This window comes from Lentzea sp. NPDC006480, assembly GCF_040611995.1.
Classification (GTDB): Bacteria; Actinomycetota; Actinomycetes; order Mycobacteriales; family Pseudonocardiaceae; genus Lentzea.
On record NZ_JBEXPJ010000001.1, the window covers coordinates 107,700 to 127,220 of the forward strand.

The following is a 19,521-nucleotide window of genomic DNA, read 5'->3' on the forward strand; positions in this document are numbered from 1 at the left end:
CGTAGCTGGGCTTTCTGAAGGGCCGTTCCTCCTTTGTGGAGGGGCGGCCCTTCGTCATGTCCAGGCCTCGATGAAGTTTCCGGTGAATGGAAACCACCCTCCCGATCGCAGGGCCTCAGGTCGCACGATGCACGGCATCACCAAGGGCCTCGTCGAGGAGGATGCGTGTGAACAGATGGGTGTTGCCGCTGTGTTGGGCCGCGGTGTTGCTCGACGGGTTCGACTTGGTCGTGCTCGGCACGGTGATTCCCGTGCTGTTGCAGGAGAAGCTGCTCACGACGGCGTCGGCCAGTGCGGTGTCCACCGCGGGTCTCGTCGGGATGATGCTCGGGGCGCTGATCATCGGGACCATCACGGACGTCATCGGGCGGCGCAAGGTCATGATCTTCGCGGTGGCCTGGTTCTCGGTGTTCACGGTGGCCTGTGCGTTCGCTCAGGACGCCACCACGTTCGGGGTGCTCAGGTTCCTCGCGGGGCTTGGGCTTGGCGGGTGCCTGCCCACTGCCATCGCGTTGGTGAACGAGGCGAGGCCTCAGCAGGGCGGGCGGGCCACGACGCTCATCATGACCGGGTACCACGTGGGTGCGGTCATCACGGCGTTGCTCGGGATCGTGTTGATTCCCCAGCTCGGGTGGCGGGCGTTGTTCGTGGTGGGTGCGATGCCCGCGTTGGTGCTGATTCCCTTGATGGTCAGGCACTTGCCGGAAACCGCGGCGCGCAAGGCGCCGGCGTTGGAGGCGGTCGGGTCGCTGTTCAAGCCCGGGCTGCGGAAGGCCACTGTGGCCTTCTGGGCGGCCTCGTTCATGGGGTTGTTGTTGGTGTACGGGCTGAACACGTGGCTGCCGCAGATCATGCGCAGTGCTGGGTACGACCTCGGGGCGGCGCTCGGGTTGCTGCTGACGCTCAACATCGGTGCTGTGATTGGACTTCTGATCGCTGGTGCCGTCGCTGACCGGGTGGGAGTTCGACCGGCGGCTGTCGGATGGTTTGTCGGTGCGGTGGTGTTCTTGGCGTTGCTGAGCATCAAGTTGCCTGGGGTGACGATCTACGCGGCTGTGTTGCTGGCCGGGTGCTTCGTGTTCAGCGCGCAGGTGCTGGTCTATGCGTATGCCGGGCAGGTTTACGAGGAGAACCGCGCTACTGGCATCGGGTGGGCTGCCGGTGTTGGGCGGTTGGGGGCGATCAGCGGGCCGTTGCTCGGTGGGGCCTTGTTGTCGGCTGGGTTGGCTTATCCGTGGGGCTTCTACGCGTTTGCGGTCATCGCGGCGTTGGGAGCTACGGCCGTGGGCGCGATTGGGCTGAAGGCGAAATCGGTCGTGGTGAACTCCGGGTGATGGCAAGGTCGGGTGCATGGCCCGACATGTTCCCTACGACGATCCCGGAAGCCCGGATCTCCGATCGCCCTGGCGGTACCTGTGGTGGCTGGTGCGCATGCAACGCCGGCGGGTGCTCGCCGGGGCGTTCTGGGGATCGCTGTGGATGTGCGGGCTGATCGTGCCACCGTATTTGATCGCCAAGGCCATTGAGGACGGTCTGCGGGGCGGTGATCGTGCGGCGTTGGTGTGGTGGTGCGGGGCGCTGATCGTGGTGGCCGGGGTGCTGGCCCTCGTCTTCATCGCGCGGCACCGGACCATGACGCTGGTGCGGACCGATGCCTCGTTGCGGACGGCGCAGCTGGTCGTGCGGCACGTCACGCGGCTCGGGGCGGTGGTGCGGCGCAGGATGTCCGCGGGCGAGCTCACGTACGTGCAGAACGGGGACACGGCGAGGATCGCGCACGCGCTCACCAGCACCGGGCCCGGTGTCGGGGCGGTGGTCGCGTACGTGGCCACGGCGGTCCTGCTGGTGAGGATCTCGCCGCTCGTCGCCGTGGTGGTGTTGCTGGGGGTGCCGGTGCTCGCGGTGGCGACCGGGCCCGTGTTGCGGCGGTTGCACGCCGTGGAGGCCGGATACCGGGAGAGCCAGGGCGAGCTGAGCTCGTGGGCCGGGGACGTCGTGGCCGGGTTGCGGGTGCTGTCCGGGATCGGCGGCAAGGCGGAGTTCGCCCAGCGCTTCGAGGTCAAGTCGCGCCAGGTGCTGCGCGACGGGTACCGGGTGTCGGCGTGGCTGAGCTGGGTGCAGGCGCTCACGTGGGGGCTGCCCGCCCTGTTCCTCGCGGTGGTCACGTGGATCGTGGCGCGGATGGCGGTGAGCGGGGCGATCACGGTGCCCGAGATGGTCGCGGTCTACCTGTACGTCACGACGTTGATCGTGCCGGTCTCGTTCTTCATGGAGGGCGCGGACGCGATTCCCCGCGCACTGGTCTCGGCGCAGCGGGTGGTCGAGCTGCTGAGGCTCCAGCCAGAGGTGAGCGATGCCGACACACCGGTGCTGGACGTGAAGAGCGGCGCGCTGACGGTGGTGGTGTCCGCGAACGCCGCAGCGGCACGGGAAGCGGTGGAGCAGTTGCCGGGAGTCGTGGCGGACAACGACGACTACCTGTTCGCCGGGTCGGTGCGGGAGGCGGTGTCGGTGGCCGAGCACAGTGATGTCGAGCTGGACCGGGCGATCTGGGCGGCCGCGGCGGTGGATGTCGTGGAGGCGTTGCCGGACGGGCTCGACTCGCACCTGGAGTCCCAGGGGCGCAACGTGTCCGGTGGCCAGCGTCAGCGCCTCAGACTGGTCAGGGCGTTGCTGAGCGAGCCGGACGTGCTGGTGCTCGTGGAACCGACCTCGGCGCTCGACGCGGTCACCGAGTCGGCGGTCGCGCGGCGGGTGAAGGAGGTGCGGCTCGGGCGAACCACGGTGGTCGTGTCGTCGTCGCCGTTGTGGATCGGACAGGCGGATCAGACCGTGCACCTGGAGGCGAGCCGATGAACCGGCTGCCGATCGCGGACCGGGGCGAGGTGCGGCGCGCGGCCGTGCGCCTGATGCGAGGCGAGCGGCGGGCGCTGTCCGGCGTTCTCGTGCTCACCGCGTTGACGGCGTTGGCCGCGCTCGTCGGCCCCTACCTCCTCGGCCAGATCGTGGGCGGGGTGGAGGACGGCACGCTGACACCGTCCACTGTGGATCAGATCGCGCTGGGCGTGCTGGGCGCGGCGGTGGCGCACCTGTTGCTGGTGCGGTACAGCGCTCTGCAGACGGCGCGTCTGGGTGAGCGGTTTCTGGCCGCGTTGCGGGAAGACGCGGTGGCGCGCTCGCTCGCGTTGCCCGCTCGGGTGGTGGACAGGCTGAGCATCGGTGATCTGCTCAGCCGCGTGACGAGTGACGTCGGCACGGTCGGGCAGGCGCTGCGCGACAGCGTTCCGGAGGTGCTCGCGGGAGCGGTGCACCTCGTGGTCGTCTTCGTGGCGACGTTTCTGCTGGACCCGGTGCTCGGCCTGGTCGCTCTGGCCGGGATGCCGTTCGTCGTGTGGGTGCTGCGCTGGTACCTCGCTCGGGCACGGGACGCGTACCTCGCGGAGAGCGAGGCCAACGGGGACGTGGCCGAGATTTCGGCAGCGGTCGGCGAGGGCAGCAGGACGATCGAGACGTACGGCCTGCGGGACCGGATGGTGGTTGCCGCGGACGCCACGATCGCGCGGTCGTACCGGGCGCGGCTGCGCACGCTCGGGCTGCGCAACGTGCTCTTCCCGGTGACCAGCTTCGTGAACGCGCTGCCCACCGTGCTGGTGCTGCTCGTCGGCGGCTTCGCGTACACGGCGGACGGTGTGCGGATCGAGGTCGTCGTCACGGCCGCGCTCTGGGTGTGGCGGCTGGTCGAGCCGATGGACCGCATCCTGTTCTGGGTCGAGTTCCTGCAGCGCGGTGGGGCGTCGTTCGCGCGGATCGAGGGCATCGGTGCGCAGGTCGAACCGGTGCCTGAGGTCGAGGTGCCGGACAGCGACCGCATCGAGGTTCGGGGCGTCCGGTACTCCTATGTGGACGGACACGAGGTGCTGCACGGCGTGGATCTCGTGGTGCAGCCAGGGGAACGGCTCGCGGTAGTCGGGGTGTCCGGTGCGGGCAAGTCGACGCTGGGCAGGTTGATCGCCGGCGTGGACCGGCCCGCGGAGGGCTCGGTGCTCGTGGGTGGCGTGCCGGTCGCGGACCTGGTGGCGGCGGGCGAGCAGGAGATCGTCCTGGTGACGCAGGAACATCACGTGTTCATCGGGACGTTGCGGGAGAACCTGGCGATGGCCGCCCCGGACGCGCCGGACGAACGGCTCCTCGAAGCGCTGCGGACCGTCGACGCGTTCTGGTGCGACGAGCTGCCGGACGGACTCGACACCAGGCTCGGCGCCGGCGGCCTGGAGCTGGATCCCGCGCAGGCACAACAACTCGCGCTCGCACGGGTGGAGGTCGCCGACCCGCACACCCTGGTGCTGGACGAGGCGACGTCCTCGCTCGACCCGGCCACCGCCAGGCACGCCGAGCGCGCGATCGCGGCCGTGCGGGAGAGCCGCACGGTGATCGCGATCGCGCACCGGCTGCAGACCGCCCAGGACGCCGACCGGATCGCGGTCGTCGACGCGGGCCGCATCGTGGAGCTGGGCTCCCACGACGACCTGGTGGCCAGAGGCGGCACCTACGCGACGCTCTGGCGCTCCTGGCACGGGAGCTAGTGGTGTGGCTCGGAACGTTGCCGGGGGAACTCGCGGTCAGACGGGTGCCGCGAGGCGCCCTGCTGGGCGTGGATCACCTCGCCGACGTTCCGAGACGCGCCACTAAAGCGGCACCTGGACCGAGTCGCCGTCAGCACGTGCGACGGTCACCTCCGCCGTGCCCGCGGGCGCTGTCCAGGCGTCGGGCCTGCGGTCCGGGCCGATGCGGAACCCGAAGTCGGCCACGACGGTCCCGAGGTCGCCAGGCAACCGCACCCGTGCCGGCAGCCGTTCGCCCTTGTGCGTCGCGCTGCCGGCCACACCCTGGGAGAACGTGCCGTCAGCCCTGTACAGGGCCGCGTACGTCTCGCCGTTCGCCTCGAACACCGAGGCGAACCTGCCGTCCGGCAGCCACGCGCGCACCTGCCACTGGCCGAACGCGCCGTCAGCCACGAGGTAGTCGAGCACCGCGGCCCGTTGCATGTCCCGGAGCGAGAGGAACGACTTCATCTGCGGGTGCTCGTCGTGCTTGTCGGAAGACCACACGCTGTCGTTCCAGCCGAGGCCGGCATTCGGTTTGAAGGCACCCTCCGGTCCGTAGTCCTGCTTCGCCATGAGCGGTTCCTGGAGGAAGTCGTCCGCAGCGGGCTGGGCCTCGGCCCGCACGAACACCGGCTTGTTCCGCGGTGGGGCGCTCAGCACGGCCACGCCGGTTCCCCCGGTGTCGGCTGCCTGCCACTGCCGGGAGAGCCGGCCGTCCTCGCCGCGCACCGGATTCTGCGACCAGTACACGGTCCGGTCGAGGCTCAGCACGACGTTCGTGGACTGGCTTGCGCCGAACCGGTAGATGCCGCGCTCGCGTTCGCCGGAGAGGACGACCTCGCGATCGACGACCTCGTTCATGGCGACCAGGCCGACGAGGGTCATCGGCGTGGCTGTGCTCTCCACCCGGACCGCCTGCACGATCAGCACCGCCGGGCCGTCCGGGGTGCTGCCCGCCCAGAAGACGTGTGCGGGAGCGGAGAAGTCGATGATGCGCGCTGGCGCCTTCTGTGTGCTTTGCCACACGTGCAACGCCTGTTCGACGTCCGGGCTGGACGCCAGGTCGCCTTTCGTGGCCGCGGTGAGCCGTTCGTCGCCCGTGTGCGGCGGGTCGGAGGGATGGCGAGTCAGCACCACCCCCGTGACGACGCCCGCGATCAACGCCAAGGCAGCGGTCACGGACAGGAGCTTGCGCGTGTGTCGTCGGCGCGCGCCGAGCATGACGTCCCCTACGAATCCCGGCCGCACGTCCAGGTCGGCGGTGGCGGCCTCCATTGCTTCCTTCAGTTCCACGTCAGCACCTGCTCACCCATCAGCTCCCGCATGCGGGCCAGACCGCGCGAGGTCTGGCTCTTCACCGTGCCGATGCCGCAGCCCAGCGTGCGGGCGGTCTCGGCCTCGCTGAGGTCGTCGAAGAACCGCAGCACCAGCACCGCGCGCATCTTCCGAGGCAGCTGCCCCAACGCGCGCACCACGCTGTCCGCGTCCACGACCTGTTGTTCGTGCCCCCGAGACGTGGGTACCGCCCCCAGTTCCAGCGGTGCCTCCGGTTTGCGGGACCGCCTGCGCCAGCGGTTCGCGGCGGCGTTGGCCAGTGCTGTGCGCGCGTAGGCTTCCGGCGAGGTCCTGATTCGGCGCCACTTGCCGTACATGCTCATGAGGACGTCCTGCAGAATGTCCTCAGCGGCGCCTTTGTCGCCGCCGCACAGCAGGTAGGCGGTGCGCAACAGAGCCTGTGAGCGCAACGCCACGAAGTCCTCGAAGTCCTGCATGTCCCCCCTTCGGCGGTTGTCGAAGGTACTGACACCGGGCGGGGCGGCAAGGTTGTCAGGCGACCGTTTAGACTCAGATCGACTCCAGACGACGAGGGAGATACGCGTGGCCGAGATGACCGTTGAACTGGTCGCCGTTGAACGCCGCCTGTGGTCCGGCAAGGCCACCTCAGTTTCGGCGCAGACGACCGAGGGCGAGATCGGCATCCTGCCCGGTCACGAGCCCGTTCTCGGTCAGCTCGTCGAGGGTGGTGTGGTCCGCATCCGCACGACGGACGGTGGCCTGGTCACCGCCGCGGTGCACGGGGGCTTCCTCTCCGTGACCGGCACCGGCGTATCGATTCTCGCCGAGGACGCCGAGCTCGCGGGTGAGATCGACGTGACCGCGGCGCGGACGGCGCTGCAGGACGCGGACGACGCAGAGCGCGCACGTGCGGCAGCGCGCGTGCGGGCCGTGGAACAGTCGGCCTGAGACCGGGCGCGAGGGCCCAGCCGTGTGGATCACCGAGATTGCCGGACTGATCCTGCTTGGCGTGGCGATCGTCATCGCCTACTTCGCCTGGCGCCGGATCCGGTTGCTGCGTGAAGGTGGCGTCCACGTGGCGCTGCGCAGTCAGTTCGACGATCGCGGCCGTGGCTGGCACCTGGGCGTGGGGCACTACCGGGGCGACTCGTTCGCCTGGTTCAGGGTGCTGTCGCTCGGGTCGAGGCCGGACCAGATGATCGCCAGAGATGGCCTCGAGATCGACGCACGCCGCGAGCCCACCGGCCCGGAGGCGTACGCGATGCCGACGGGCGCGACAGTGCTGCGCTGCCGGTCCGCCGGCGGTGAGATCGAGATAGCGATGGGCCCGGACGCGCTGACAGGATTCTTGTCCTGGTTGGAGTCAGCGCCTCCGGGCCGCACCATTCCCTGGGCTTCCTAAGCGTTCTCGCCCGGCTGCCAGAGGACGTCGCCGTCCGGGTTCGCCACGCGCGCCAGGATGAAGAGCAGGTCCGACAGCCGGTTCAGGTACTTCGCCGTGAGCACGTTGGTGTGCTCGGCGTCGGCCTCGATGAGCGACCACGCACGCCGTTCCGCGCGGCGGGCGATGGTGCGGGCCTGGTGCAGGAGAGCCGCTCCCGGGGTGCCGCCGTTCAGGATGAACGAGTCGAGCTTGCCCAGGCGTTCGTTGAACGTGTCGCAGTAGCCCTCCAGGCGGTCCACGTAGGCCTGGGTGATGCGCAGCGGCGGGTACTTCGGGTCCGGCACGATCGGCGTGCAGAGGTCCGCTCCGACGTCGAAGAGGTCGTTCTGCACCTTGCGCACGACCTCGAAGACGTCAGGAGCCAGCTGACCGAGCGCCAGCGCCACGCCGAGCGCCGCGTTGGTCTCGTCGACGTCCGCGTACGCCTCGATGCGAGGCGAGGTCTTGGGGACGCGCGAGAAGTCGCCGAGGCCGGTCGTGCCGTCGTCGCCGACCCGCGTGTAGATCTTCGTGAGATGTACCGCCATGAACCGAACTCTAGGAGATCCACCCCGAAGTCAGCTGCTGCACGGCCGAACCGTCGAGGTCGGCGAGCTTCACGCCGGTGAACTGCTTCGCCCAGTCGGACGTCTGCACGCGGAACGACGGCTGCTCGGCGGTGAGGGCTTCGAGGATCGTCGCTGCGGCCTCGTCGGACGTCTGCGCTCCGGAGAAGGACGCGCTCGTGCGGCCGACGTAGGCCTTGAGCTGCGGCGCGTACGGGCCGGCGTCGTCGAACATGGTCTCGCGGTTCACGCCCACGTTGGCCACGAACTCGCTGGCGACGGCGCCGGGCTCCACAACGGTGACGGTCACGCCGTGCTGCGCGGCGACCGGCGCGAGGCTCTCCATCATGCCCTCGACCGCGAACTTGGCCGCGCAGTAAGCCTCGTTGAACGGCTGGCCCACGACACCGCCGACGCTCGTCACGGTGATCAGGCGGCCGCGTGCAGCGCGCAGGTGCGGCATCGCGGCCTTGGTGACCTGCACCACGCCGAAGAAGTTGGTCTCCATGACCTTGCGGAAGTTGTCGACCGAGTCCGTCTCGACCGTGCCGAGGTGGCCGGCGCCCGCGTTGTTGACCACGGCGTCGAGACGGCCGTAGTCGCGGATCACGCCGTCGATGGCCGCGGTGACGGAGTCGCTGTCGGTCACGTCGAGCTGCCTGATGTCGATCTCCGGGCTCGCGGCGCGCAGGGCGTCGGCGCGGGAGGTGTCGCGCATCGTGGCCACGACCTGGTGACCGGCTTCGGCGGCCTGGACCGCGGCGGAGAGACCGATGCCGGACGACGTGCCGGTGATCAGGACGATCATGATGCTCCTCAGTTCATGTCCATAATAGTTATTGACATGAACTAGTGTGCCTCGAAATAGTTCATGACGTCAACTATGATGCTCGTCATGGACAAGGTCAGCTCGGAGGTCGTGTCGCTGCTCGCGCGGATCGTGCAGCGCTACACGAAGGAGTACGAGCAGGCCGCCGCCGCGCAGGAGCTGACGTCTGTTCAGGCGAAGGTGCTGGTGGCGCTGGACGAGCCGCAGCCGATGCACTGGATCGCCGACAAGCTCGGGTCCGAGCGGTCCAACGTCACCGGGATCATCGACCGGCTGCAGGCGCGCGGGCTGGTCGAACGGCGGCCCGGTGAGCAGGACCGGCGGGTGAAGTACATCGTCGCCACGGACGAGGGGCAGCGGCTGGCGCGCGAGTTCCAGGCGGCTCTGCAGTTCGCCGCCGAGCCGCTCGCCTCGCTGGGCGCGGCTGATCGTCGGCAACTCAGGGATCTGTTGCAGCGCATGCTGAGTGACTAGGTCTGTGCGCAGGTACGTAGGATTGCCGCGTGAGCGAGCATTTCCGAGTACACGGTGGCGCACGTCTGGTCGGCGAGGTTGATGTCGTCGGCGCCAAGAACAGCGTCCTCAAGCTGATGGCCGCAGCTCTGCTCGCCGAGGGCACAACAACTCTCACCAACTGCCCCGACATCCTCGACGTGCCGCTGATGGCGGACGCGTTGCGCAGCCTCGGGTGCGAGGTCGAGCTCGAAGGTGACGTGGCGCGCATCACGACGCCACAGGAGCTCAGCTACCACGCCGACTCCGAGGCGATGGGCAAGCTGCGGGCGTCGATCTGCGTGCTGGGGCCGCTGGTCGGCCGGTGCAAGCGCGCGGTCGTGGCGCTGCCGGGCGGCGACGCGATCGGCTCGCGGCCGCTCGACATGCACCAGAGCGGGCTGGAGAAGCTCGGCGCCAAGACGTGGATCGAGCACGGCTGCATCGTCGCCGAGGCCGAGGGGCTGCACGGCGCGCAGATCTGGCTCGACTTCCCGAGCATGGGCGCCACCGAGAACATCCTGATGGCGGCCGTGCTGGCCAACGGCACGACGGTCATCGACAACGCCGCGCGCGAGCCCGAGATCGTCGACCTCTGCCTGATGCTCACGCAGATGGGCGCGCGGATCGAGGGCGCGGGCACGTCCACGCTGACCGTGCACGGTGTCACTGAGCTCAAGCCGACCGAGCACCGCGTGATCGGTGACCGGATCGTCGGTGCCACCTGGGGTTTCGCCGCCGTCATGACGCGCGGCGACGTGCGGGTGCGCGGGGTGAACCCGCACCACCTCGACCTGGTGCTGGAGAAGCTGCGCATGGCGGGCGCCGAGGTGACCGTCTACGAGGGTGAGGACGAGGGCTTCCGGGTCGTCATGGAGGGGCGGCCCAAGGCGGTCGACTTCGTGACGCTGCCGTATCCCGGTTTCGCCACGGACAACCAGCCGTTCGCGATCGCGCTGTCGGCGGTGTCCGAGGGCACGTCGATGATCACGGAGAACCTGTTCGAGGCGCGGTTCCGGTTCATCGACGAGATGACCCGGCTCGGGGCCGACGCGCGCACGGACGGTCACCACGCGGTGATCCGCGGCGTCGAGCAGCTGTCGAGCGCACCGGTCTGGGCTTCGGACATCCGCGCTGGTGCCGGGCTCGTGCTGGCCGGTCTGTGCGCGGACGGCGCCACCGAGGTCTACGAGATCTTCCACATCGAGCGCGGTTACCCTGGGTTCGTGGAAAACCTCCGCAAGCTCGGGGCCGACGTGGAGCGCGTCTCCTAGGTCTTGAGCACCAGCTTCGCGTTCGCGACGTCCGCCGGGAACACCATCACCTGGTAGGGCGCGTTGCGTGAACGCGTGGCGCGCACCCCGTTCGCCTTCAGCTTCCGCACGAGGACGTTCGCCGCCTCTTCCGTCGGCACGACCGCCACCTCGCTCAACAACCCGAAGTCCGTGCCGTCCCAGTCCGGCACGGGCCGCTTGTCGTTGCCCACGAAGTACCTCAACGCCAGAGCCAGCAGTCCGAGCACCCCGAACACGATCGCCGTCTGGTAAATCGCCGTCACCTCTTCATCATGCTCTTGCGGTCACGATTCAGTGAGCAAGCGCACGCGCAGCAATGGTTACCGGCCAGTACGCTCCGATGAACGACGATGTGGGAGGTTGCTGTGCCGTACCCAGCTGACCGCGAACGCGACCGCCCCTGGGTGATGCGCACGTACGCGGGTCACTCCTCGGCCGCGGCTTCCAACGCGCTCTACCGCCGGAACCTCGCGAAGGGCCAGACGGGGTTGTCGGTGGCGTTCGACCTGCCGACGCAGACCGGTTACGACCCGGATGACGAGCTCGCGAAGGGCGAGGTCGGCAAGGTCGGTGTGCCGATCAGCCACATCGGCGACATGCGGCAGCTCTTCGACCAGATCCCGCTCGCCGAGGCCAACACGTCGATGACGATCAACGCGACGGCCATGTGGCTGCTCGCCATGTACGTCACCGTGGCGGAGGAGCAGGGCGCGGATCCTTCGGCGCTGGCCGGCACCACGCAGAACGACATCATCAAGGAGTACCTGTCCCGCGGCACTTACGTGTTCCCGCCGGGACCGTCGCTGCGGCTGATCACGGACATGGTCGCGTGGACCGTGTCGAACGTGCCGAAGTGGAACCCGATCAACATCTGCAGCTACCACCTCCAGGAGGTCGGCGCGACGCCGGCGCAGGAGGTCGCGTACGCGATGTGCACGGCGATCGCGGTCCTCGACTCGGTGCGCGACTCCGGCCAGGTGCCGCAGGAGAAGTTCGGTGAGGTCGTCGCCCGCATCTCCTTCTTCGTGAACGCCGGTGTGCGGTTCATCGAGGAGATGTGCAAGATGCGCGCGTTCGCCCAGCTGTGGGACGAGATCACGCTGGAGCGCTACGGCGTCGAGAACCCGAAGCACCGCCGGTTCCGCTACGGCGTGCAGGTCAACTCCCTCGGCTTGACCGAGGCCCAGCCGGAGAACAACGTCCAGCGCATCGTGCTGGAGATGCTCGCGGTTTCCTTGTCCCGCAACGCTCGTGCCCGCGCGATCCAGCTGCCGGCGTGGAACGAGGCGCTGGGTCTGCCGCGTCCGTGGGACCAGCAGTGGGCTCTGCGCATGCAGCAGGTGCTGGCTTACGAGACGGACTTGCTGGAGTACGAGGACATCTTCGACGGTTCGCCGGTGATCGAGGCCAAGGTCGACGAGATCCTGGCCGGTGCGCGCGAGGAGATCGACCGCGTGCAGGCGATGGGCGGTGCGGTCGCGGCCGTCGAGTCCGGCTACATGAAGTCGAACCTGGTGTCGTCACTCGCAGATCGCCGCCGCCGGGTCGAAGCGGGCGAGGACATCGTCGTCGGCGTCAACAAGTTCGACACCACCGAGCCGTCGCCGCTGCAGGCCGAGGGCGCCAACGCGATCGAGACCATCGACCCGATCGTCGAGATGCACGCGGTCGAGGCGATCCAGCAGTGGCGCGCTTCCCGGGACAACGCCGCGGTCGCTGAGGCCTTGGACGCACTGCGTGAGGCCGCCAAGACCGACCAGAACCTCGTCGAGGTGACGCTGGGCTGTGCGCGCGCCGGCGTGACAACGGGCGAGTGGTCGCAGGCGTTGCGTGAGACGTTCGGCGAATACCGTGCGCCCACAGGCGTTTCCGGTGCTTCAGCGTCGGGTGAAGCGGGCTCGGAGATCGCCCGCGTGCGGGACCGGGTGCGCGGAACCGGCGAGGAGATCGGCGAGCGGCTGCGCATGCTGGTCGGCAAGCCGGGTCTCGACGGCCACTCCAACGGCGCCGAGCAGGTCGCCGTGCGCGCCCGCGACGTCGGCTTCGAGGTCGTCTACCAGGGCATCCGCCTCACGCCGTCGCAGATCGTGTCCGCCGCCGTGCAGGAGGACGTGCACGTCGTCGGCCTCTCGATCCTGTCCGGCTCGCACCTCGAAGTCGTGCCCGCGGTGGTCGACGGGCTGCGCGCGGCCGGTGCCGGGGACATCCCGGTGATCGTCGGCGGCATCATCCCGCCGGACGACGCCGCCAAGCTGCGCGAGCGGGGCGTGGCGCGGGTGTTCACGCCCAAGGACTACGAGCTGACCGAGATCATGGACGAGATCGTCACCGTGATCCGCGAGGTGCACTCGCTGGGCTGATCGGCTCGTAACGTCCGTCCGGCCGGTGTAGAAACTCCCCGTAGATCGTGTTCACGCGGGGAGGGGAACTGGCATGGCGGTGGAGCTCGCCGACCTGATCGGTCAGCTGCGTTCCGAGCTGACCGAGGCGATGCAGGCGGGGGAGAACGAGGACCTGCGCTTCGAACTGGGCCCGGTCGAGCTGGAGCTGACGGTCGCGGTCACCAAGGAGGCCAAGCCCGGCGCGAAGGTCAAGTTCTGGGTCGTCGAGCTGGGCACCGACGCCACCCTCTCGTCGGCCACGACGCAGAAGATCAAGCTCACGCTCGATCCGCGCCGCCGCGGCCAGACCGGCAAGGTCGAGATCTCCGGTGCCGAGACGGCTGACGAGAAATGACCGGTGCGCCGCTCGACCGGCCGCGGGTGGCGGAGCTGATCGTCACCCGCGCTGGTGAGCGGCAGCGCGGCTCCGGTTACCGGGTGCGTGCGGACGCGGTGCTGACCGCGGCGCACGTCGTCGTCGGCGCTTCTTCCGTGCGCGTCCGGTTCGAACCCGACCTGCCCGGCGAGCGGGTCTTCGACGCGGTGTCGTGGTGGGCCGACCCGGTGTCGGACATCGCGGTGGTGACGATCGCACCGCACCCCGGGGAGACCGTCACCCCGGTGCGGTTCGGGCGCATCGAGGACCGCGCGGCAGTGCTGTCCGTCGAGGCGGTCGGGTTTCCGCTGTGGAAGATGCGCACGGACGCGGAAGGCAAGCGGTACCGCGACTCCGTGCACGCCCACGGCACCGTCGCGGTGTTGTCCAACTGGCGCGAGGGCACGCTGGAGGTCGTCGTCGAACCCGCGACCGCAGAGGCCGTGCAAGCCTCGCCGTGGCAGGGGATGTCGGGCGCGGCGTTGTGGGCCAACGGGTGCGTCGTCGGCGTGATCGCGAAACACCATCCCGGTGACGGGCTCGGCCGCCTCACCGCGTCCAGAGTGGACCTCGCGCTCGACCGCGCCGATCCTTCTTCCGGCGCACCGTTGCGGGATGCGCTCGGCGTTGTCGCGCCGTTGGCCGACGTGCTGCCTCCGGCTCGCACCGCCCTGACTACCAGTGCCTACCAGGCGTTGATCGCCGAGGTCGCGCCAGAGCACCTGCACGGCCGCGAACGGGAGCTCGGCGAGCTGGCCAGGTTCTGCGCAGGCGACGAGCCGTACCTGTGGTGGCAGGCCGGTCCGTGGGCGGGCAAGTCCGCGCTGCTCGCGTGGTTCGCGCTGCACCCGCCGGACGGTGTCGACGTGGTGTCCTTCTTCATCACCGGCCGGTGGGCGGGCCAGTCCGACAGCGACGCCTTCACCGAGGCCCTGCTCGACCAGCTCACCGCTCTCGTCGGCGAACCGCCGGAGCTCACCGCGGACACCCGCGCACGCCGGGGGCACCTGCTGCGCCTGCTCGACACCGCCGCCGTGAGGAGCTCGGAGTCCGGTCGCACGCTGCTGCTCGTGGTCGACGGACTCGACGAGGACACGGGCGCCGTCGGCCGGTCGAGCATCGCGAACCTGCTGCCCCGGCGCCCGCCACCGGGCCTGCGCGTCCTCGTGGCCAGTCGGCCCCACCCGGACCTGCCGGACGACGTCGCCTGGAACCATCCACTTCGGACGGTCGTGCCCCGCCTGCTCTCCGCGTCGCCCCACGCGAGGAACCTGGAGGGCGAGGCGAAGCACGAACTCACGACGCTACTCGGCACCCCCGGTCCGCAACGCGACGTGCTCGGCCTGATCACCGCGTCCGGCGGTGGCCTCACCCAGGCCGACCTGGGGGAGCTGACCGGCCGTCCGCCCTACGAGCTGGACGCGCTCTTCAGCGGCGGGCTCGGCCGCAGCGTGGCGGTCACGGCCTCCGAACGCGTCTGCCTCTTCACCCACGACACCTTGCGCGAGCAAGCCGAACGTGCTTACGGCTCCGGTCTCGTGGCCTATCGCGCGAAACTCCACGAGTGGGCGGACAGTCACCGTGCGGCCGGCTGGACCGAGCACACACCGACCTACCTCCTGCGCGGATATCCCAAGCTGCTCGCCGCTCTCGGCGACGTGCGGCGGCTGGTGGCCTGCGCGCTCGACCGTCCGCGCCACGACAGGATGCTGGCCTCGACCGGCGCGGATGCGTTGGCGCTGAACGAGAACCTGTCGGCGGCCGGCCTGCTCGCCCTCGCCCCGGAACCGGATCTCCTGGCACTGCTGAGGATCGCCGTCGCCCGCTCCGAGCTCGGCGAGCGCAACGTCCACATCCCTTCGGTGCTGCCCGGCGTCTGGGCGCGGCTCGGCGAGGTCGACCGGGCCGTCGCATTGGCCAACAGCCTTGCGGAGGACCTCTCGCGCGCCATGGCACTGACCGAGGTCGTCAAGGCACTCGCTGAAACCGGTGATCGTGACGGCGCGCTGCGCGTCGCGGAAGAGGCCGAACACGCCATCGCGCGGCTCGGCGACCCGAGCTTCCGCTGGGGGCAGCTGATCGAACTGGCCGACGCGGTGTCCGGGAGCGCGGAACCGGAGCGGTCCCGCCGGTTGCTCGCGGAGGTCGAGGAGGCCGTGCCGCACGTCGGCGACGCTTATCACCGGGAGAAGTTGCTGACCGAACTCGCGCGCCGGGCGCTGGCGGAGGGGCGCGACGAGGACGCGCTGCGGTTCGCGCTGGCGTGCCGCGACGGCTACTACCAGGCGGAGGTGTTGAAGGAGCTCGGCGACGAGGTGCGGGCCGAGGCCGGGCGGGCGCTGCGGTTCTTCCAGCTGATCGACTACCACGACGAACGCGAGGGCTTGCTGCGCGGCCTGGCGGAGGACGCGGTGGCCGCAGGAGACGATGACGGCGCATTGAGGGCCGTTCTGGAGATGCGGCGGCCCGACGAGCTCCTCAGTGATCTGGCCAGCGCGGCGACGGCCAGAGGTGAGCTGGGCCGGGCGGGCCGGTTCGCGTTCGGGATCGGGACACCGCACGTTCGCGCGAAAGCCTTGTGCGCACTGGCTCACGCACACCCGGACGCCACGCAGACGGCGGGGCTCGCCGTGGCGGCGGAAGCGTTGCTGCCCCAGATCACGGAGCCCTACGAGCGGGCTCAGGTGCTGGCCGAGCTCGCGCTGGTCGTGCCCGGCCGCACTGCGGAGCTGTGCCGTGACGCGGTGGACATCGCAGGCCGGGTCGACCACAAGCCTTTCGCTGCAAGGGTTCTGGGCCAGATCGCGGCAGTTGCGGCTCGCGGCGGTGACCAGGAGCGGTTCGCCGAGCTCGCGGATCTCGCCGAGCGCTGGGCGGAAGGCTCCCCTGCTTCGCTGGTGGAGCTCGCCCACTGCGCGGCTGCCGCAGCCGACCACCAGCGAGCCAGGAGGCTGCTCGACGTCGTGGTGGACACCACGACGGACGAGAACCAGGAGTGGCTGCTCGAGGAGATCCCTCGGCTCGCCGCCGAGATCGGGGCAGCGGACCTGGTGCTGCGAATGGCGCGCCTCAACTCGAGCGCGGCAGATCTGGCCGATGTCCTCGCCGCCGCACTCGACGCGCACGACCACGAGCGCGTGCGCCGGATCGTGGCGGAAACAGCGCCAAGCCTGCGGTGGATCGAGGAGCCCAGTCGTCAGATTCCGAACCTGGTGCAGCTGGGCGAGGACGACAGGGTGCTCGCGCTCGCGGCCGGTGTCGAAGATCGGTACCACAACGGTTATCTGCTGCAGGGTGCGGCGGAGATCGCAGCGGCCGCAGGCGAGGACGACCGTGCGCGACTCTTCGCGCGGGCCGCCAAGTCTCCGAGTCAGCGCGACGACATCTGGTGGCGGTTGTGCTATTCCCTGACCGACCAGGGCGATGTCGACCGGGCCGAATGCTTCGCGGATGAGATCAGCGAGGCCGGCAGGCGTGATCCGGCGCTTCGCATCCTCGCTCTCGCGGTGAGGGACCACGAACGCGCGCTCGGCTTCGTCGCCAGGATCACCAGCCAGGCGGAGCGGTCGTACTGCCTCGCGCGGCTCGCCGCCGCGTCGGACGACCCAGGTCACGCGCGGAAGCTCTGCGCGCAGGCCGAGGAGGTCGCGCGAGCCGCGGCGGGTCCGAAGGAGCACGAAGAACTGCGCGTCCAGGTGGTTCAGGCGCTGGCGTCGGAGAGCGACAGCGCTCTCGCGGAGCGGCTGGCCCGGACGATCACGGCTCCGGACCGGCGTCTGCAGGCGTTCATCGCGCTGATTCGCGGCGGACAGCCGGAACGAGCTCGCTTGATCACGGATGAGGTTCTCGCTGTCCCGCGCGAGGAGGTCGCGTGGCGGTTCGAGCAGGTCGTGGATGTCCTGCTGTCCAGGGGCGACCCGGCTACGGCGGAGCAGGTGGTCGCCGAGCTCCGCGTCACGGCGCGCGCGTGCGAAGACGACTTCCGCCGCGAGGAGCTCTTCGTGGCGCTGGCCGGTACGGTCAGCGGACTCGGCCGCCCGGCGGAAGGCTTGAGCTGCGTGGACAGGCTCGACAGCGAATGGAGCCGGCTCGACGCGCTGGCCGCGATTGCCGGTGGGGCATCGGACGGGCTGGTGTCCGACGAGGTGCGGCGCCGCATCCTGGCGCTGGTCGACGACCTGGTGAGAGAAGATCACCTGGGCTTCTGGCTGAGCAACGCCGTGGGCGCGTTGGCTGCGATTGGCTTCTTCACACGCGCGCTGGACCTGGTGCGTGACGAGCAGACACCGTCCTACCAGTCGGAGGCGCTTCGGAGATTGGCGAACGTCATCCCGGACGATCCCGAGGTGCGCGCGCGGTGGGAGTCGGTGGCACTGCAGCTCGCGGACGCCTACGACCGGGACGAGGCGTTGTGCGACTTCATCGCGATTCGTGACGGGGACGGCGCTCACGAGGACGCGCGGAGGCTGGCCGGGCTCGTCACCGACCCGGCGGCACGCAGCGAGGCGTTGCGGTACCTGCGGCTCACGGCGATCGCGGACGGCCGGGAGACCGTGGGCGCCCGGCGGTTCCTGGCGGAGGTGCTGGCCACGACCGAGTGGCGGCGGGCGTTGCCCGCGGTGGCGAAGGTCGACCTCCCGGCGCTCCAGCGGTTCGCGGACGAGGTTTTGGGTTAGCTTCTAGAGATGGTCGACGTTGCGCGTGAGGGCTCGGTTGTCCGGATCACGATGAACCGCGCGGCGAAGCGCAATGCGCTGTCCGCCGAGCACCTGACCGAGCTGCTGGAGGCGTTCCGGGAGGCCGGTTCGTCCGACGCGGCCGGCATCGTGCTGGCCGCCGAGGGGCCTGTTTTCAGCGCTGGGCACGACTTCGCGGATGTGCACGCCCGTGACGAAGAGGGCGTGCGGATGCTGCTGGAGCTGTGCACGGTGCTGATGAAGACCATTCAGGCCGTGCCGCAAGTGGTGATCGCGCGCGTGCAGGGGCTGGCGACGGCCGCCGGGTGTCAGCTGGTGGCGTCGTGCGATCTCGCGGTGGCGTCGCTGGATGCCGGATTTGCTCTGCCCGGTGGGAAAGCCGGGTGGTTCTGCCACACGCCCGCGGTGCCCGTCGCGCGGTCGGTGGGACGCAAGCGGTTGATGGAGATGGTGCTGACCGGCGACGTCGTGGACGCATCGACGGCCGTGGAGTGGGGGCTCATCAACCGCGCTGTGCCTGCTGAGGAGCTGGACACCGCTGTTGACGAGCTGCTGGCGCGGGCGACGCGGGGGAGCAGGGCGTCGAAGGCCGTGGGCAAGCGGACGATCTACGCGCAGCTGGACCGGCCGGAGGCCGACGGGTACGAGATCGCGCTGGCCGTCATGGCCGAGACGTCGCAGTCCCCGTCAGCCAAAGAGGGGCGGGCGTCGTTCCTGGAGAAGCGGCCGCCCGTGTGGCCCGACTAGTCGCGAGGAGCTTCAACGCGTCCGCGTTCGGGCCTGGCTCTGCCCGGTAGATCACGAGGAACTGGCCGGGTGCCTCGCGGACGTCGAACGAGTGGTAGTCCAGCTTCAGCGGGCCGACCGCGGGATGCACGAACTCCTTGGCGTCCTGGGTCTTCCCGCGTACCTCGTGCTGTTCCCACAGTTCCTTGAACGTGGGGTGCTGATTGAGCTCGGCCACCATCTGCCTGAGGCGCTGGGACTTCGGGTCCGCGGTCTGCCGCAGGTGCGCGACGGTGCTCTGGGCGACCCACTGCCAGCGCGGGTAGAAGCTCGTGGCGGCCGGGTCGAGGAACGTCATCCTGGCGGCGTTGTCGGCCGGGGTGAACGGCTCGTACAGGGCTTCTGCCAGTGCGTTCGTGGCGAGGATGTCGAGCAGCGAGTTCATCACGAACGCCGGCATGTCGTGCATTCCGCTGATGAGCTGCCGCAGTTCGGGGCTGACCACGTCCGGTGCATGGCCCTCGTCGGCGACGACCCCGGCGAGGCGGTGCAGGTGGGCTCGCGCGTCGGTGTCGAGCCTGAGCGCGCGGCTCAGCGCGTCCAGGACCTGCGCTGACGGGTTGGTCTCGCGGCCCTGTTCGAGGCGGGCGTAGTAGTCGGCGCTGACGCCGGCCAGTACCGCGACTTCTTCTCTTCTCAGGCCTTTGACCTTGCGCTGGGTGTGGCTCGGCAGGCCCGCGTCCTCCGGGTTGATGCGGGCGCGGTGGGCTTTCAGGAACTCTCCGAGCACGTCTCCGAGGTTATTCGGCCGCGCTGATTTTTGCCTGGGTGTGCCA

General features: G+C 69.7%; 17 protein-coding genes. 11 read left to right on the forward strand and 6 right to left on the reverse strand.

What is annotated here, in order from left to right; all coding sequences use genetic code 11:
• Positions 1-167: 167 nt before the first annotated feature.
• From ABZX92_RS00515 to ABZX92_RS00525, 3 genes are read left to right on the forward strand one after another with little or no spacing between them, the layout of a single operon-like run.
• On the forward strand, positions 168-1,334 hold the full coding sequence (locus ABZX92_RS00515) for an aromatic acid/H+ symport family MFS transporter (RefSeq protein ID WP_355551731.1): 1,167 nt from the start codon (positions 168-170) through the stop codon (positions 1,332-1,334).
• Positions 1,335-1,350: 16 nt separating this feature from the next.
• Positions 1,351-2,856 carry an ABC transporter ATP-binding protein gene (locus tag ABZX92_RS00520; protein WP_355551734.1) on the forward strand — a complete coding sequence of 502 codons (1,506 nt, stop codon included), beginning with the start codon at positions 1,351-1,353 and terminating at the stop codon, positions 2,854-2,856.
• Complete coding sequence (locus ABZX92_RS00525; RefSeq protein ID WP_355551737.1) at positions 2,853-4,583, forward strand: ABC transporter ATP-binding protein; 1,731 nt, start codon at positions 2,853-2,855, stop codon at positions 4,581-4,583. The genes ABZX92_RS00520 and ABZX92_RS00525 overlap by 4 nt, the downstream gene beginning before the upstream one ends.
• 102 nt (positions 4,584-4,685) lie before the next feature.
• On the opposite strand, the gene ABZX92_RS00530 is transcribed toward ABZX92_RS00525, so the two are convergent.
• Positions 4,686-5,897, reverse strand: a complete 1,212-nt coding sequence (locus ABZX92_RS00530; protein ID WP_355551740.1) for a hypothetical protein — start codon at positions 5,895-5,897, stop codon at positions 4,686-4,688.
• On the reverse strand, positions 5,888-6,376 hold the full coding sequence (locus ABZX92_RS00535; RefSeq protein WP_045313131.1) for a SigE family RNA polymerase sigma factor: 489 nt from the start codon (positions 6,374-6,376) through the stop codon (positions 5,888-5,890). Before ABZX92_RS00535 ends, ABZX92_RS00530 begins: the two co-directional genes overlap by 10 nt.
• A gap of 106 nt (positions 6,377-6,482) precedes the next feature.
• On the opposite strand from ABZX92_RS00535, the gene ABZX92_RS00540 reads away from it, so the two are divergent.
• Positions 6,483-6,848, forward strand: a complete 366-nt coding sequence (locus ABZX92_RS00540) for a F0F1 ATP synthase subunit epsilon (RefSeq protein ID WP_355551748.1) — start codon at positions 6,483-6,485, stop codon at positions 6,846-6,848.
• A gap of 22 nt (positions 6,849-6,870) precedes the next feature.
• Positions 6,871-7,302, forward strand: coding sequence for a DUF2550 domain-containing protein (locus ABZX92_RS00545; RefSeq protein ID WP_355551751.1), 432 nt, complete (start codon positions 6,871-6,873; stop codon positions 7,300-7,302).
• On the opposite strand, the gene ABZX92_RS00550 is transcribed toward ABZX92_RS00545, so the two are convergent.
• Positions 7,299-7,871 carry a cob(I)yrinic acid a,c-diamide adenosyltransferase gene (locus tag ABZX92_RS00550; RefSeq protein ID WP_045313157.1) on the reverse strand — a complete coding sequence of 191 codons (573 nt, stop codon included), beginning with the start codon at positions 7,869-7,871 and terminating at the stop codon, positions 7,299-7,301. The two genes, ABZX92_RS00545 and ABZX92_RS00550, sit on opposite strands and share 4 nt — an antisense overlap.
• A gap of 10 nt (positions 7,872-7,881) precedes the next feature.
• Entirely contained in the window at positions 7,882-8,697 is an 816-nt protein-coding gene (locus ABZX92_RS00555) for an SDR family oxidoreductase (RefSeq protein ID WP_355551754.1), read from the reverse strand.
• Positions 8,698-8,784: 87 nt separating this feature from the next.
• Here ABZX92_RS00555 and ABZX92_RS00560 point away from each other — a divergent pair, with 87 nt between their 5' ends.
• Together ABZX92_RS00560 and murA are read left to right on the forward strand one after the other, a co-directional pair.
• A complete protein-coding gene (locus ABZX92_RS00560; protein ID WP_355551757.1) occupies positions 8,785-9,192 on the forward strand; it encodes a MarR family transcriptional regulator in 408 nt (135 codons plus the stop codon).
• A 29-nt stretch (positions 9,193-9,221) separates the two neighbouring features.
• Positions 9,222-10,484: a UDP-N-acetylglucosamine 1-carboxyvinyltransferase gene (murA, locus tag ABZX92_RS00565; RefSeq protein WP_355551760.1), complete on the forward strand. Its 1,263-nt coding sequence runs from the start codon at positions 9,222-9,224 to the stop codon at positions 10,482-10,484.
• Here murA and ABZX92_RS00570 read toward each other — a convergent pair.
• Positions 10,481-10,768: a hypothetical protein gene (locus ABZX92_RS00570; protein ID WP_355551763.1), complete on the reverse strand. Its 288-nt coding sequence runs from the start codon at positions 10,766-10,768 to the stop codon at positions 10,481-10,483. The genes murA and ABZX92_RS00570 overlap by 4 nt on opposite strands.
• A 102-nt stretch (positions 10,769-10,870) precedes the next feature.
• Here ABZX92_RS00570 and ABZX92_RS00575 point away from each other — a divergent pair, with 102 nt between their 5' ends.
• The 4 genes from ABZX92_RS00575 (at position 10,871) to ABZX92_RS00590 (ending at position 18,706) form a co-directional block, all read left to right on the forward strand.
• Complete coding sequence (locus tag ABZX92_RS00575; protein ID WP_355551766.1) at positions 10,871-12,865, forward strand: protein meaA; 1,995 nt, start codon at positions 10,871-10,873, stop codon at positions 12,863-12,865.
• A 73-nt stretch (positions 12,866-12,938) separates the two neighbouring features.
• On the forward strand, positions 12,939-13,241 hold the full coding sequence (locus ABZX92_RS00580; protein ID WP_355551769.1) for a trypco2 family protein: 303 nt from the start codon (positions 12,939-12,941) through the stop codon (positions 13,239-13,241).
• Positions 13,238-17,938 (forward strand): trypsin-like peptidase domain-containing protein, encoded by a 4,701-nt coding sequence (locus tag ABZX92_RS00585; RefSeq protein ID WP_355551772.1) that lies wholly within the window; start codon positions 13,238-13,240, stop codon positions 17,936-17,938. The genes ABZX92_RS00580 and ABZX92_RS00585 overlap by 4 nt, the downstream gene beginning before the upstream one ends.
• Before the next feature lie 9 nt (positions 17,939-17,947).
• Positions 17,948-18,706, forward strand: a complete 759-nt coding sequence (locus ABZX92_RS00590) for an enoyl-CoA hydratase-related protein (protein ID WP_355551775.1) — start codon at positions 17,948-17,950, stop codon at positions 18,704-18,706.
• Here ABZX92_RS00590 and ABZX92_RS00595 read toward each other — a convergent pair.
• Positions 18,621-19,475, reverse strand: a complete 855-nt coding sequence (locus ABZX92_RS00595; RefSeq protein ID WP_355551778.1) for a helix-turn-helix transcriptional regulator — start codon at positions 19,473-19,475, stop codon at positions 18,621-18,623. The two genes, ABZX92_RS00590 and ABZX92_RS00595, sit on opposite strands and share 86 nt — an antisense overlap.
• Between the last annotated feature and the right edge of the window lie 46 nt (positions 19,476-19,521).

Coding starts and splice junctions, on each gene's coding strand:
- ABZX92_RS00520 (WP_355551734.1), top strand. CDS start 1,351: ATGGCCCGACATGTTCCCTACGACGATCCCGGAAGCCCGGATCTCCGA.
- ABZX92_RS00525 (WP_355551737.1), top strand. CDS start 2,853: ATGAACCGGCTGCCGATCGCGGACCGGGGCGAGGTGCGGCGCGCGGCC.
- ABZX92_RS00535 (WP_045313131.1), bottom strand. CDS start 6,376: ATGCAGGACTTCGAGGACTTCGTGGCGTTGCGCTCACAGGCTCTGTTG.
- ABZX92_RS00550 (WP_045313157.1), bottom strand. CDS start 7,871: ATGGCGGTACATCTCACGAAGATCTACACGCGGGTCGGCGACGACGGC.
- ABZX92_RS00555 (WP_355551754.1), bottom strand. CDS start 8,697: ATGATCGTCCTGATCACCGGCACGTCGTCCGGCATCGGTCTCTCCGCC.
- ABZX92_RS00560 (WP_355551757.1), top strand. CDS start 8,785: ATGGACAAGGTCAGCTCGGAGGTCGTGTCGCTGCTCGCGCGGATCGTG.
- ABZX92_RS00580 (WP_355551769.1), top strand. CDS start 12,939: ATGGCGGTGGAGCTCGCCGACCTGATCGGTCAGCTGCGTTCCGAGCTG.
- ABZX92_RS00585 (WP_355551772.1), top strand. CDS start 13,238: ATGACCGGTGCGCCGCTCGACCGGCCGCGGGTGGCGGAGCTGATCGTC.
- ABZX92_RS00590 (WP_355551775.1), top strand. CDS start 17,948: ATGGTCGACGTTGCGCGTGAGGGCTCGGTTGTCCGGATCACGATGAAC.